General features: G+C 43.5%; 13 protein-coding genes. 6 read left to right on the forward strand and 7 right to left on the reverse strand.

Translation table 11 applies throughout. The features are described 5' to 3' along the window. Positions 1-221 precede the first annotated feature (221 nt). The 3 genes from ACTQ9S_RS03250 to radC form a co-directional block, all read right to left on the reverse strand. Positions 222-2,051 (reverse strand): amidohydrolase, encoded by a 1,830-nt coding sequence (locus ACTQ9S_RS03250; protein WP_440453739.1) that lies wholly within the window; start codon positions 2,049-2,051, stop codon positions 222-224. Positions 2,052-2,378: 327 nt separating this feature from the next. Continuing rightward, positions 2,379-5,273: an acyl-CoA dehydrogenase gene (locus tag ACTQ9S_RS03255; protein WP_440453741.1), complete on the reverse strand. Its 2,895-nt coding sequence runs from the start codon at positions 5,271-5,273 to the stop codon at positions 2,379-2,381. Between the two features lie 373 nt (positions 5,274-5,646). Then, entirely contained in the window at positions 5,647-6,327 is a 681-nt protein-coding gene (gene radC / locus ACTQ9S_RS03260; RefSeq protein WP_440453743.1) for a RadC family protein, read from the reverse strand. A 139-nt stretch (positions 6,328-6,466) separates the two neighbouring features. Here radC and coaBC point away from each other — a divergent pair, with 139 nt between their 5' ends. Both coaBC and ACTQ9S_RS03270 read left to right on the forward strand, forming a co-directional pair. Further along, complete coding sequence (coaBC, locus tag ACTQ9S_RS03265; RefSeq protein WP_440453745.1) at positions 6,467-7,903, forward strand: bifunctional phosphopantothenoylcysteine decarboxylase/phosphopantothenate--cysteine ligase CoaBC; 1,437 nt, start codon at positions 6,467-6,469, stop codon at positions 7,901-7,903. Positions 7,904-7,954: 51 nt separating this feature from the next. After that, positions 7,955-8,737 (forward strand): TSUP family transporter, encoded by a 783-nt coding sequence (locus ACTQ9S_RS03270; protein ID WP_440454028.1) that lies wholly within the window; start codon positions 7,955-7,957, stop codon positions 8,735-8,737. 155 nt (positions 8,738-8,892) lie between these two features. On the opposite strand, the gene ACTQ9S_RS03275 is transcribed toward ACTQ9S_RS03270, so the two are convergent. From ACTQ9S_RS03275 to ACTQ9S_RS03290, 4 genes are all read right to left on the reverse strand, one after another. Then, positions 8,893-9,099: a DUF2905 domain-containing protein gene (locus tag ACTQ9S_RS03275; RefSeq protein ID WP_350656015.1), complete on the reverse strand. Its 207-nt coding sequence runs from the start codon at positions 9,097-9,099 to the stop codon at positions 8,893-8,895. 61 nt (positions 9,100-9,160) lie between these two features. Beyond that, positions 9,161-10,093 (reverse strand): histone deacetylase family protein, encoded by a 933-nt coding sequence (locus ACTQ9S_RS03280; RefSeq protein WP_350656016.1) that lies wholly within the window; start codon positions 10,091-10,093, stop codon positions 9,161-9,163. 187 nt (positions 10,094-10,280) lie between these two features. After that, positions 10,281-11,231, reverse strand: coding sequence for a YbjN domain-containing protein (locus ACTQ9S_RS03285; protein WP_350656017.1), 951 nt, complete (start codon positions 11,229-11,231; stop codon positions 10,281-10,283). Positions 11,232-11,294: 63 nt separating this feature from the next. Beyond that, positions 11,295-12,422, reverse strand: coding sequence for a hypothetical protein (locus tag ACTQ9S_RS03290; RefSeq protein WP_440453747.1), 1,128 nt, complete (start codon positions 12,420-12,422; stop codon positions 11,295-11,297). Between the two features lie 117 nt (positions 12,423-12,539). On the opposite strand from ACTQ9S_RS03290, the gene ccmA reads away from it, so the two are divergent. The 4 genes from ccmA (at position 12,540) to ccmD (ending at position 15,260) form a co-directional block, all read left to right on the forward strand. Then, positions 12,540-13,169: a heme ABC exporter ATP-binding protein CcmA gene (gene ccmA, locus ACTQ9S_RS03295; protein ID WP_351119013.1), complete on the forward strand. Its 630-nt coding sequence runs from the start codon at positions 12,540-12,542 to the stop codon at positions 13,167-13,169. A gap of 165 nt (positions 13,170-13,334) precedes the next feature. Beyond that, positions 13,335-13,991, forward strand: coding sequence for a heme exporter protein CcmB (locus ACTQ9S_RS03300; protein WP_068039454.1), 657 nt, complete (start codon positions 13,335-13,337; stop codon positions 13,989-13,991). Positions 13,992-14,206: 215 nt separating this feature from the next. Beyond that, on the forward strand, positions 14,207-14,995 hold the full coding sequence (gene ccmC / locus ACTQ9S_RS03305) for a heme ABC transporter permease CcmC (protein WP_068329401.1): 789 nt from the start codon (positions 14,207-14,209) through the stop codon (positions 14,993-14,995). A gap of 43 nt (positions 14,996-15,038) precedes the next feature. Further along, entirely contained in the window at positions 15,039-15,260 is a 222-nt protein-coding gene (ccmD, locus tag ACTQ9S_RS03310; protein ID WP_351119012.1) for a heme exporter protein CcmD, read from the forward strand. Positions 15,261-15,327 lie beyond the last annotated feature (67 nt).

The following is a 15,327-nucleotide window of genomic DNA, read 5'->3' on the forward strand; positions in this document are numbered from 1 at the left end:
AAACGGTTTGTTTCTGATATGAAACAAAATTTTTATGAATGGCTTTTAGGCCATGTAGATGACGTTATGAGAGTGACGATCCAGCGTGGATTGCATTCAATTTTACTGACTTCATATTTATAAGGTAGGGATTAATATATTAATAAGGAAGTTTCAAACAAAAAAAACGGCCTGCGCACAGACCGATTTCTACATAAGACAAAATTATTTACCTCAACAACTTATTTCGCGTTTTGAAAGCCACCGTAATACTTCACTGGTGACCAGCTTGGGATAACAGCAGGCAATTTTGGATCAAACTTTTTATATTCTTTAGCACCATAAACTGGCTTACCATCTACAATCGTTAATACGGATTCGATACCTTTGATTTTTTCTTCAGGTACGGTGAAGTAGTCATCAGATAGCAATACAAAGTCTGCATACATGCCAGGTTCTAGCGTGCCTTTTACTTTTTCTTCATTGGAGAACCATGCACTGCCTTTGGTATACACTTGCAAAGCATCTGCTCTTGATAATACATTGTCCTTGCCATACAACTGGGTGCCCCCAACAGTCTTACCTGTGCTCAGCCAATATAAAGCAATCCAAGGGTTATAGCTTGATACTCGCGTACCATCCGTACCAGCACCTAGCGGGATACCCATATCAAAAATCTTTTTGAATGGTGGCGCAGTACTAGCCGCTTCTTTGCCATAACGCTCGACGAAGTATTCACCAGCATACGACATCCGGTTTTGAACAGAGATTCCGCCATTTAAACGTTTAATTTCTTTCAACGTCTCATCGTTCACAGTCTCTGCGTGATCAATGACCCAGCGCATATCGTTACGGATTTTGCCGTTGTTTTCACGGTCAATCTCATCTACCAAGTCAACGATGAGTTTAGTGTTTTCACCATAGGTTGAATGCTGTCTAAACGGCCAGCCTTCATTCACATGCATTTGAATGATTTCTTTGGTTTGCGCGCGCCAGTCTTCATTGTCTTTAATAAATGGTTTGGGTGCTAGAAAGTTCTCAAAGTCACCGGCTGCCCACGTCATATACTCGCCGCCACCTTTTAATTCATAACCGTGCTCATGTGCTATATCTTCATTGACAGAGGCTTCGTTGTTCGCCATCCACTTCTCAAAGGCAGCGCGCTCTTCGCCCGCTTTTTGTGGGAATAAATAGTATGAGATGCGCAATGATGAATCACCACTGGTTGCTAGGGCTTTAGAAGCTTCATAGTCTTCAGGGAACGTATGGCCACCGCCGCCTGCATCAATCGCACTAGTGAGACCAAAACGGTTGAGCTCGTGATTGAAGTGCTTGGTCGAGTTGATCATCTCTTCTTTAGATAAAGCTGGCAATGCACCGATCACTTTATACAAAATCATGGCATTGGGTTCAGCCAAAAGTACACCCGTCAGCTTACCGTTTTTATCTTTTTCATAACGGCTTTGATCGTTGGGTGGCTTAGTATTTTCATCGATATCTAAAGCTTTTAGACCTGCTTCATTCAGCCAGCCGCGACTGTATAAATACAAGACAAAGGTAGGGGTATCACCCGTCGCTTCGTTAATCTCTTCAATAGTTGGCATGCGTTTTTCTTCAAACTGATGCGGTGACCAGCCACCAATCACACGTACCCACTGACCCTCAGGCGTTCTATCCGCTTGCTCTTTTAACATTCGCAAAGCTTCTTTCAATGATTTAACACCGTCCCAACGTAGCTCAGTGTTATAAAAACGACCACCACGCGTCACATGCAGATGTGAGTCATTAAGACCCGGAATCAACGTTCTACCATTCGCATCAATAACTTGCGTGTCCTTACTACGTAAACGTAGGATATCTTCATCGCTACCTGTACGTAATACTTTGCCATCTTTTACCGCAATCGCCTCGGCAGTACTTCTCTCATCATCCATCACCGCTACTTTGGCATTGGTAACGATCATGTCAGCCACCAACGCTTTAGGCGCGCTCACGCTTGCTGGTGGGTTTTGTACCGCGCATGCGGTTAAGACGCTCGCTGCACCAGCAAGCAAAATCATATTTTTCATCATTAGAATTCCTTTACCATTGACTAAGAATTTTAATTTATCATATTATCTTAACGTTATCAGTCATCTATTAACTTTCATTAATGAATTTTACAATAAAAAAACAAAGGCTTGGATTTGGTTTCGTATGACAGTTTGCTTTCAAATGGATCGTTTTCAATAATGATTCTATAATTCAACTAACTACCTTATAAAGAGCCATAAAAAAAGCAAGACTACCATTATAAGGTAATCTTGCTTTCGATAGTCTTGTTTGCGATAGTATTAATAGGCTATGAGTCGATTAGGGATAACGTGTTAAAGTTTATAAAAGGGCTTTAAGCATAATCGTTATGCTTTGTCATCTTCTTCGCGACGTAATCCATCTTGCCACTTAGAACCCTCTGTAGAGTCAGTTTCTACCTTATCACTGTCAACTGGTTTGCTTTCCACTGAATCTGATTGTTTATCAATACCTTTGCTATGATTGTAGCCCATACGTTCGCTAAGCGTTGACTCCGCATCACGGCTACGGTGATCAAGAGATTCTTCTTCAGGATGCGACTCATCAAAGTCAGTTTGGGCACTGATTTCTTTAGCTGTATCTTGCTCATCGACCATTTTTACATCGCCATCTGCCTCATAACCGTGGTCTGGATTGTCATCGCCAGTAGGCTCAGTATCTTCGGTTGGAGTATTATCAGCTGATATACCGTTTCTGGCTTGGGCATCGTTTTTCAGTTGCGCATAATCAGTAAGCTGGTGTACCGCATTTTCTAAACTGTGTGGATTAAAACGCTCTTGTGCGTGCAATAGATGCTCGTCGAATACATCGGTGAGGAGAGAATCAAAGCGCAATGCATTGTATTTAATGAGCTGCTCAGCCTCGCTTTCACTAATATCACCGTTTTGACTCGCATACACCACATGATCTTCAAAGGTTAAACCTTCAAAACTATCGTCATGCTCTGCTTTTTTGAACTTCTGCCATAATGGTTCAACTTCAAGCAGCGTCTGATAAGCATGTTCCATACGGCCCGTAACATCATCAGGATCTGTGTTGTAGTACACCATTGTTTTGAGATAGTCGCGGAATGGGTTGGCTTCATGATCATCCATAAAGGTATCACCCAATCTGGTCTTGAGCTCATCACTTGCTGGCGTAAAGATACGTCCACTAGGGAACGTCACAAAGCTAACGACATTGGCTGCCATCCGATGAGGAAAGTTTGCAAAGAACGAGACGAAAGCTTCTTGAATAGCACACAGGCTATCTTGTAGGGCGACCTCTGCATGTAAACGTTCTGCTTCTGACTTACTGCCATGCTCATAAAATTGCAAAATAGCAGTCGCAATAAATAAATGACCATGAATGTCAGCTAAGCGTCCAGAGAGCATCTCTTTACGTTTTAAGTCACCAGCAAGCAACCCTAATGCCATATCTGCAGTGAGCGCAAAGCTAGCACTTAAACGGTTAATATGCTTGTAGTAGGGACGGGTAAAGCTATCTGCAAAGCTTGGCGCATTGCTGCTGCCGCCAACGTAACCTGCGACAAAGGCTTTCGCACCGCGATTAAAGGTATAACCTAAATGCTTAAAGAATAAGTTATCAAATTGCTTTAACGCGCCTTCTTTATCCTCACTTTGTAATAGTTGCAACTCGTCAAATAGGTATGGATGACAGCGCATCGCCCCTTGACCAAAGATCATCAGTGAGCGCGTCAAGATATTTGCGCCTTCAACCGTAATAGAGACTGGAATAGCTTGATAGGGAGCCGCCAAAAAGTTACGTGGGCCCATTTGGATAGCGCGGCCTCCAACGACATCCATAGCATCATTGACCACTCCACGCATAGTTTCAGTCGCATAATATTTTGCCATTGCAGTCATGACTGATGGCGTACCACCTTGATTTAATCCGCAAGTAACTAAGTGACGAAATGCCTCTAGCATATAAGTTTGGCTAGCGATGCGACTGGTTGCATCTTGTACACCTTCAAATTTACCGACAGAGATTTTAAATTGCTCACGGACTTTGGAAAAGGCACTAACTGATAAATAACTCATCTCGCTCGCTGAAGTTGAAAGCGCTGGTAAAGAGATACCACGTCCAACTCCAAGACATTCCATCAGCATCCGCCAACCGCGACCGGCGTTCTCGACCCCGCCGATAATATAATCTAGCGGAATAAAAACATCAGTGCCATCAACCGTACCATTCATAAATGGTGAGCCACTAGGATAGTGGCGTGGGCCTATAATCACGCCCTCGTGATCAGCAGGTATTAAAGCGCAAGTAATACCATAATCAGTCTTGATAGGATCACCAAGCAAGCCTTCTGGATCATGCATTTTAAACGCCAGTCCTACGACAGTTGCGATAGGAGCAAGCGTAATCCAGCGTTTAGAGAAGTTCATGCGCAGACCGAGCGTGTACTCGCCATCGTGAATACCGTAGCAGACTATCCCTGTATCGGGGATAGCGCCTGCATCAGAGCCCGCCTCAGGACCCGTCAAACCAAAACAAGGAACTTCTTCACCTTTAGCAAGTCCTGGTAACCAGCGTTGCTTCTGCTCGTCTGTACCATAGTGCATCAAAAGCTCACCAGGGCCGAGCGAGTTTGGGACCATGCAGCTAACCGCAGCCGTTGACGAGCGCGAAGCAATCTTACTCATAACACGACTTTGAGCATAAGAGCTGAAATCTAAACCACCATACTCTTCAGGGATAATTAAACCCAAAAAGCCGTTAGCCTTGATAAATTGCCAAGCTTGGGGCGTTAGATCTTTATAATCTTGAGTAATTTCCCATTCATCGAGCATTGCACATAGGGTCTCAACTTCATTATCAATGAAACTTTGTTCGCGTTCAGACAGCTCTGGGTAAGGGTAGTTGGCAAAGGTATCCCAATTTGGCGCACCCATAAACAGCTCTTTTTCCCACCAGCTAGTACCAGCGTCCAGTGCTTCACGCTCAGTATCACTCATACTTGGCATTGCACCGCCTAGTGCTTTATAGACTGGCTTGGTAATAAGTGCTTGGCGCATCGGGGCGACCAACAGTACTAAACACAGCAGAACTATCGGAATACCTAAAATCAGTGACCATGGACTGATAAAAGCGGTAACTATTACGGTGATGATAGCAACGATACTACCGCTGACACGCGATAAGGACAGTAAAAATATGGCCAAGACGACGGCTAACTGAATGATTACTGCTAAAATAAATAAGCCAATCGCCATGACTGTCTCCTTGGCAAAATATGAATAGGGAATTGGGAAATATAAAAAACGCTAAGTTGGTAATAATTTAATGATCAAAGCCAATGTTAGACAAACTATTTTAAATATTATTTTTTATACTGTCTTTAAGTGTTATCGCTTATCTGGTTTAAAATAGTAAGTAATTAATACATTTGATAAGTATTGACTGCATTAAATATAAAGTAACTACTGATATAAACGATAAAGGTACAGATTGTAAATAAAGTTATCTACCAATATGAAATAGTTCTTAAAAACTATCAAGAGCGAAAATGCTACGCTATGTCGATAATATGTATCAATCTCACTGAGTCATTTCATATAAAACAAAGCATTTGTTAGACAGTATAAACTAAAATGGTGCTAGGCAGTTTTCAGCATAAGACAAAGTGTCGTTACGGCCAACGATAATGTGATCAATAAAAGTGATATCAAGTAAATCACAGGCCTTTTTAAGCTCATAGGTCAATAGGTTATCAGCCGTTGAAGGCTGGGCATCAGTATGAGGGTGATTGTGTGCGACGATTAGCTGACTGGCAGCATGGCTCAAAGCGTGGCGAAGGACGTGCTTGATGCATACTGAACAAGAAGAGATACCTCCAGTAAAAAGTATCTCAAAGTTTAATAGATTTAGAGCATTATCCAGACAGAGTACGGCAAAGACCTCACGATGCTCGCCGCGCAATTGCGTACTAATATAGTCTTTGACCGCCTGTGAACGCCCAAGCGCTTGACCAGTCTTAAGTTGACTATCTAAATAGCGTGTGCCCATCTCAAGCGAAGCTAATATCTGTGTATATTTGGCAGGGCCGATACCATGACAGGCAAGGACAGACTCTTGCGGCGCCGCTAAAAGTTCTGCTAGGCTACCGAACTGCTCAATCAAATGACGAGCAAGCTCGATAGCTGACTGTGATTGAGTACCAGTACGTAAAAATATTGCTAAAATCTCTGCGTCGGTAAGATGCGCTGCGCCAAATTTCAGCAGCTTTTCACGCGGTCTATCGTCTTCATGCCAGTCTTTTATAGCCACTATTTTTCCTTAAAAATGGGTTAATACTAAATAAATGAGAGAGTAAATAAGATTGGGAGAGAAAACTTTCCCCAATTTATCGCATAATTGTTACTATAAACGCAATTTTATCTTCTAACTTTTTATTGATGCCACGCCTATGTCAAATGTTGTGCTCGCTATTACTGGCGGTATTGCCGCTTATAAATCCGCTGTTTTTGCCCGCTTACTGATTAAAGCGGGGTTCGAGGTGCGCGTCATTATGACGACAGGCGCGCAAGCGTTTATCACACCGCTTACTCTACAAGCCTTGACTGGTAATGAGGTACATATCTCATTGCTTGATGAGCGTGCTGAGGCTGGCATGGGTCATATTGAGCTTGCCAAGTGGGCAGACTTGATAGTCATTGCCCCAGCTTCGGCCAATACCTTAGCTCGATTGGCAATGGGAATGGCTGATGACTTACTAACCACAGTATGTCTTGCAACTACCGCACCAGTATTGATTGCACCAGCGATGAACCAGCAAATGTGGGCGCATCCAGCGGTGAGTCTAAATGTGCAGACGCTAGCCGATATGAATTATCATATTATTAACCCTGCAAGCGGTGAGCAAGCGTGTGGTGATGTAGGGGCAGGGCGCTTGCCTGAGCCTGAGCAGTTATTAGCAGAAGTGCGCTTATTTAACGCGCAGCAAACTATTCCACAGCATCTATTTGGTAAAACAGTCGTTATTACCGCAGGACCTACTGTTGAAGCGATCGATCCGGTGCGCTATTTATCGAATCATTCTTCAGGAAAAATGGGTTTTGCATTGGCACAGGCCTGTGTAGAGGCGGGCGCACAAGTTACGTTAATCGCTGGTGGTAAGGTCGCGCTACCAACGCCGCTTGGGGTCACTCGTATTGATGTATTGTCTGCCGCAGAGATGCTAACGACTGCTCAGCAATGTGTGGCTGGTACGCATCCTGCTTTACTGGCTTTGGCTGAAAATGAACAAAACGATGGTCATGAGCACTACCATACGCATAGCCATGAACACGAACATGGCGACTGTGACTGCCATGAGCCGGACGATCAGATAGAGCAGCAAAGTATGTCGTTAGGAAGTATAACGTTAAACAGTAATTTGGATACAGTGCGCTTAGATACATTGCCCTTAGATAACTTGCGCCATGCTGACATCTTTATCGCCACTGCTGCTGTTGCCGATTATCGTACTGAAGAAGCTGCCCCGCAAAAAATCAAAAAAACCCAAGATGCCATGACGCTAAATCTGGTCAAAAACCCTGACATCTTAGCGACTATTTCACATGCCTATCCGGATATGTTTGTCGTCGGTTTTGCGGCAGAGACCCAAGATGTAGAGCACTATGCCCGCGGTAAGCTGGCATCCAAAGATTTGGACTTGATTGCTTGTAATGACGTCTCACGCTCAGACATTGGTTTCGCTAGCGATGACAATGCGATGCAAGTGTTTTTCTCTCAGCGCTATGCAAATGATACGGTGACATTAGAGAAAGCGAGCAAGGATAAAATTGCCGATCAGCTTGCTACTATTATCGGCGAGACCCTGATGCAACGTCTTAATGGTTAATTATTTAGTTATTAGCATTAAGCCGCAAATGATATGTCTGTTAGAGCTACTATGACGGACATGGCTGATAGCGATAGCACCCAGACGTTATTGCTGATTGTGATTTTTGCACTAGCATCACTGCTGCATGGTATTAGTGGGCTGGGTGTAACGTTGGTGACTACTACTGCGCTTGCCAGCATGTATCCGTTGCCACACGCCATTGTCTTGGTGATATTCCCGTCATTATTGCTAAATGCGATGACATGGCTGGCAGGTGGCGGGCGTAGTATTTGGCAAAACTTTATCTATTATGGTAGACGCTATTGGCTGCTCGCGTTAACCAGCTTACTCGGTAGTATTTTGGGTGCAAAGCTACTGCTGTGGGTAGATAGTGCTTACATTTTATTAGTATTAGCGGCTGTCATCGGCTTTTACGTTATAAGTGCACTACTCGGTAAGCAAATACGTCTGCCTGATACTAAGCCTGTGCTGATTATCGTTGGTTTTAGTGCAGGAGTCATTGGCGGCGCGACCAATGCGATGTCGACCATACTAATAATGTACTTATTGTCTGCAAGTAACGATAAAAACACCATCGCTAAAGTCGGCAACATGTGTTATTTCTTGGGTAAAATTGCCCAAATTATCGTATTGCGTGAGCCTATTATGGCACTGAGCGGTAGTGAGTGGCAGCTGATTACTCTGCTGAGTGTTCTGTCTATTGCCTCCCTTTTAGTCGGTATCCGCCTGCGTCGTTACTTACCGCAAGCACGCTTTCGTCAGCTTATTTTATTGATTCTCACGCTACTTGGTATACGCGTAGGCTGGCAGGGAATTACGGCATTTTTGTAGTATAGTCAGTACCAAATAGAATCGAACCATCAATAATTACGTGCTACTGGTATAAATTTTCCTTGCGTGCTGCTGATAAAGAGGCTGCGCAAAATTCATCCCAGTAGCACTGACTCGGTTTTAAAGTGAGTTGACTATACGGAGTGCTTTTCAGGTTAGCGATTGAATAAATTTAATACGATAGTAGCGATGACACTGATGACTATCATAGTGATCACTGGAAAATAAACCCGTGTATTGCCTGAAGTGTGTTTGATATCGCCTGGCAGATTACCTATCCACGAAAACGCGCTTGGAAACAGCAGCCAAATAACGCCGATGATAACCAACACAATGCCTATACCTATCAATATTTTTGCCATATAAAGCCTCGCAAATGCTCTGATTTTATATCGTCTTAACTAAATGGTTTCGTGTCGACTATTAATGCGCTGCACATGAGCCAACCATCTCACCAAAATACAGCTGCTGGGCAACCCGAAAGGTATTACAGTGCGCTTCAACCACATCTTCAATATCTTCTGAATAACCACCGCCCATCACGATAGCGACTGGAATGTTAGCGGCTTTTGCTTGCTGCAACACATACTCATCACGTGCCTTGCAACCCCCTTGCGTTAAGCCAAGTTTACCCAGTTTATCGGTCGCGAGCACATCGACCGCAGACTGATAAAAAATCATATCGGGTGCGACGTCGCTAATTAAGCGCGGCAGCGTATCCCTCAAAATCTGTAAATATTCTGCATCACCCGTATCGTTATCCAGCTCAATATCTAAGTCGGATATTTCTTTACGAAACGGATAGTTCTTGGCGCCGTGCATACTAAACACAAAAACGCGTGGCTCATCCGCCATAATGCTGGCGTTGCCATTGCCTTGATGAACATCCAAATCAACGATTAAAATCTTTTGCGCCTGTCCACGATTGAGTAATAAATTACTGGCGATACACACATCATTAAACACGCAAAATCCCTCGCCATGATCGGCAAATGCATGATGCGTCCCACCCGCGACATTCATTGCCACACCGTGCTGCTGGGCATATAACGCACATTCATAAGTGGCGTGGGCAATATGGCGACCACGATCCACTAACGCTTCGGTCATTTCAAAACCAATAGGGCGCGCTTCTTTGCGCGGCAAGGTTTGGGTTTTAAGCTTATGCCAATAGTCCTCAGTATGGGTAGTTAATATTTCGTCTTCTGTCAGACGCTTGGGTGCAAAAAAATTATCGGTAGTGATGGTCCCTTCGCTAAGCAAGCGCTCAGGAATCATCGTATATTTTTGCATGGGAAAACGATGCTTGTCAGGTACGGAATAACGAAAAACTTCAGAGTAAGCAATTTTTAGCATAATTTTTAATTGTGTCGTTGTTTGAAAGGGTGATAATGAATTTTTGAAAGAACTTGTTATTAAGAGTAATAAAGGATTAGAAGATATGAGAGCTACTGACTTGTATTTTACTAAGTTTTTTTAAATTAAGAGATTTTTGTGAATTAAGAAACTGTCTAAACTAAAAGACTTTTTAAATTAAGCCTCTTTATTGAACAAACTGAGTCGGAAGAAAGAAGGTTCTTGAGTCGGATTGCTGACGTAGCTCTATAAGTAACGTTTGCATATCTTCAGCAGGGTCTTGAGTGTTGATTAAATCATCAAATATCTCGTAAGCAACTGTAGTCATGGCAATTACGCTTTGCAACAAATTCTCAAGGATATGATCATTAATACCAACTGCCTCGACATCGATAGCATGTTTGTAGCGTATTTCGCCATCGTTCACATCCATCTCTAAATTACCGATTAGCATGTCATAATTAATTTGGGTAATAAGTAACATTGCTGCGTTTTGATGACTTTCGGGCACTAAAAAGGGCAAAATACCATAGACCGCTAGCAAGTTGTTTTTCTCTTGCACACGAAACAGATAGCCACATTCTAATTGTTTATTGCGCATCCTTAAGGATAAATGATGCGATTGCTGGCTGTCATTTGTTTTTGGTCGATAATGAGTGTAGTGCCACTGTTTGTCATTAAAATACTGTTTAAGGTAATCGACAATAGCTATGTCGGTATTGTTGTCTTGCTCAGCAGTCTGATTCAAAGAGTCCGCTTTAGAGCTTTCGGGGTTATTTTTATTATCAGTATTAGTAGTATTATCAATAATGCCATTAGAGTCGCTAGTGTCTGTTTTAGCAGCGCTTATGTTACTAGCATTTTTATCATTGGCCTTCTTATCACTAGACTTTTTATTAGCCTTGGCGCTATAAGTTCCAGCTTGCAGAGTATCAGTATTAATATCTCCATTAACATCAGTTTCGTTATTAACATTAGTATCCTTACCAACATCAATATCGTTATCAACGCTAACTTCATCTGCAAGTGACAATGAATGCTGCGGTATTTTTGCGTCATCAACAACAGCCTGCGGTGCTGAGGTAGTCAGGAACCGTTTGAGTTTTTGCCATAAGCTGAGTTTATTATGTTGACTCATAGATGTTGTACTAACTAATAAATGAATAGTATTAAAAACTGATAAATAAGCTAAAACCACAAATTAATCTTTGCTGAATACAAAACCATCTTTGATGTTAGGTTGCGCATAAAATGCTTGTAACATGTTATAGATATGAGTGGTCAGCCATGTACTTTCAAGAGCGTCATGCACGACAGGAAGTAGGGCGGTACTTAATTGCGTCATGGCTGGCTCATCAATATATAAGCTCGCTGCTACGCTCGCAATCGTATCCGACTGATGGTTTGCATACCAAGTGTCGACGCTAGCTGAGACAAGGCTGCGCAGGTAAGGCGACAATCGCAGACGGTTATAGCTTTGTTGGATGCTGGCTTCGATATGATCAATACTGCTATGGTCAGGCTCATCGTTTAAGTAGGTTTGTAGCTGGCTAATCGGTTGGTCTTTGATGCGTCCCCAACCTGTTATCAAGAGCCGAGCGACTTCTTCATTTGATAAATGTGCTTGCGCATTGGCCTCTGCTCGGCGAGTTAAGTCTTTAATATTGCGATGCAAGTACGTCTGTAACTTTTCATCTAGGTTTCTGTTGGTTGCCTTCTCAAAAGAGCTGCGCCCAAGCTTCATGAGTTTACCAACACCACCTGCTTTATCTAGCGTGCTTTCCATAAAGTCGTTGATAGCGTGATATAGCGTTTGCGTCAGCAAGTCTGCAAAAGTTTCATTGCCGACCAGCGTATGAATCAAGGCATTACGCTGCTCGTCATGGCTACCTACGTAATTGGCAAGGGTCTCAATCTGAGTGTCATCCACCAGCTCAGATAAAGGTACGTTGTCATTGACCGGATGATAAATGACAGTATGCAATATATCGCGGATATCCTTACGCATGACATCGCTCATCGGTTGGCTAAGTAGCCAGTCATTAATTAGGTGCTGTAAATCATCGGCGCTGACGTATTTATGTAGAGGCTGCGCGCCTAACCACTGCCAAGCCTCTACAGCCATCGGCTCTGCTTGCTGCTGTAACCACTGCTGCATAAAGGCGACTTGAGCATCGATTAAGCTATCCATAGTTAGACTAGCAGCTGATAAGCTTGCGCTAGGATGAGCAGTTGCAGTACCTGTATGAGGCGTTGGAGTTTGAGTGTCTGATGCTTGAGTGTTTAGAGTTTGGTTATCTTTTGAAGTCTGCATAGGTTTTGAGGTCATAGTAATCGACAATTTGTTATACTGTGTGGATATAGTGAGCATAAAGTATTATGCCATGAACAACGTATTCGTTTGTGATGAATATTGCTTAGCCCTTGATAAATAATGAGAGATTTGATGACGGCTGTGGATGCACCCTTACTTGCGCTCGATGCGCTGACGGTTCAGCGCGGTGAAATACCTTTATGTGAAGGGGTCACGCTCAACTTACCTGCTGGTAGCATCTGTCACTTGGTTGGTGCAAACGGTACGGGTAAAACGACGTTACTGATGCAACTGGCTGGATTGTTGCCAGTACTGACGGGTGAGGTTCACTACCAAGGCGTAGCAAGTCTGCCTATTCAGCCTTTATATGTCTCGCATCAATTGGGCATTCATCCCAATCTTACGGTCGCGCAAAATCTGACCTTTCTGCTGAATTTATATGGTATTACCCCAAGTATCGCTGATATTGATAATGCCCTCACTTGGGTGGGATTGCAGGGCTTTGAGACGATTAGCTCAAGCCATTTATCTGCTGGGCAAACGCGTCGCATTACGCTTGCAAGATTATATTTGTTGACGCCGGACGTGACACCATTATGGCTACTTGACGAGCCTTTTACGGCACTTGATGTCGATATGGTGGCACGAATGGAAGACAGGTTGCGCGATTTTGCCCATACTGGCGGATCGATATTGATGACCAGTCATCAGGCAGTTGGCGTTGCCAATCAGGTGCTCGATTTGTCAGATTACATGGTATAAGTGCGACAAATATAAGTGAAAGGACGGATAATGACAGATAGTCCATTACAAAATAGTCCAGTGCAAGAGAGCACCATGCAAGAAGACCTAATGCAAGACAGTCCAGTACAAGTAGCGAATAAAAGCTTGAACGTTAGCGCATCGGCTGCACGTGGTATCAGCTTTATGCAGTTATGGCGACGTGAGTGGCACGTGAAGCAGCAAGGGGCGGTACAGTGGTTGTACCCTTTAGTACTATTTTTAGTGATTATTACCTTATTTCCGCTAGCCGTAGGTAGCGAGCCAGCATTGTTGCAGCGTCTTGGGGTTTCGGCCGTGTGGATTGCTGCTTTGTTGTCACTGGTGATGGGCGTTGATGGCTTATTTAAACCTGCTCTCGACAATGGCACACTGGCGCAATTGGTCGTCGCCAAAGCTTCGCTACCGTTATGGGTGCTTATCCGCTTAGTCATTCATTGGATTTTTAGTAGTGGGATTGTGGCTGTGCTCAGTTTACTCGCCGTGCCATTATTTCAGCTCAGCTGGTTTGAGGCGTGGATATTGATGGCCTCTATTGTGACGGGTAGTCCAATGCTGTTGATGTTGTCAGCGGTCGCCAGTAGTTTGACGCTGTCATTGAAGAATGGCGCGGTGCTGGTGCCTTTGATTGCTTTACCGATGCAGTTGCCAGTGTTAATTTTTGCCACCGGAGCGGTTGATTTATTTGCCACTGGTCTTAATGGTTTGCCGATATTGGCTTTATTATTGGCAGGTAGTATTATCTCGGTTTTGGTTATGCCATGGGTGATTGCAATGACCTTAAAAATGGCGTGGCTAAATTAAAACGTATAGGCTGGCTTGTTATTGTTTCTCTTATCAAAGCCATTTGTATGAACAGCATGTTGAAAACTGGCAACTTTGCTATAATAGCCAGTTAAATAAGTAACAGTCACTTGTAGATTCTATCCAGTGTTTAACGCCGGCAGGTTAACAGGTAGTAGCGCCAATGTTGCGCTGTATCCGTATAACCAATAAGCTGTGCAAATAGGTTTATTCTCATGCCCAACCTGAATAATGTCTCATCTCCTAGCCTATGGCAGCGTATCTGGCAAGGCTTCTTGACCACTGTGGGTACCAAGCAGTTTTTTCGCATCTTTGCGCCTTGGGTTAAGTGGTTAGCTGTACTGTCCAGTATTTTTCTGCTGATCGGTAGCGTTTGGGGTCTCGCTTTTGCGCCGCCCGATTACCTACAAGGTAATAGCTACCGTATTATCTTTATTCACGTACCAGCGGCCAGTATCGCTATTTCTATCTATTTTGCCCTCGCAGTATTGGGGGTAATCTTTCTCGTTTGGAAAATTAAGACGGCCAGTCTTGTGGCGCAGGCGCTTGCTCCGCTGGGCTTTTTACTATGCGTGATTAGTTTGATTACGGGCTCTATTTGGGCAAAACCAACTTGGGGTACTTACTGGGTTTGGGATGCGCGTTTAACGTCTATGCTGATTTTGGCGTTTTTATATGCGGGCGTGATGGCGTTGTTTGCAGCGTTTGAGCATACCGCCAACCGTGGTAAAGCAGCCGCCATTTTATCTATTGTCGGCGCAGTGAACCTACCTATTATCAAGTATTCAGTAGAGTGGTGGAATACCTTACATCAGGGCTCAACCTTCACGTTAACGGCCGCGCCCAAAATGTCTGCAGATATGTGGATGCCGTTGCTACTTATGATTATCGGTAGTTACTTACTAGTCGCAACATTAACGATTTATCGTACCAATACCCTAATCTTGTACCGTGATCAAGGTAAAGCGTGGGTCAAAGAATATATTCGTGGGCAAGCCAAATAACCACACAACTATGGACAAAACAAATAACGGCTAGGAACCTATTATGCAGCCTTACTTTTATAGCGTATCTGAGTTCATCGCCATGGGTAAGCATGGTGTTTTTGTCTGGTCATGTTGGGCAATTGCGGTTGGCGTGATGCTGGCTTTTATTATATATAGTCGCAGGCAGCGCCAAGCACTTATCAAACAGCTGACCATTCAGCAGGCTCGACAAGCTCAACGTACTGCTAAAGCCCCTAATCCTGCAACTAAGCAGCCGATGTAAAAATTATTTTAATATCATAGATTTAGTTCACAAAATTATGACCTCTAAATTGTAAAGATATGACCGT

The organism is Psychrobacter sp. ASPA161_9 (assembly GCF_051970275.1).
Lineage (GTDB): Bacteria > Pseudomonadota > Gammaproteobacteria > Pseudomonadales > Moraxellaceae > Psychrobacter.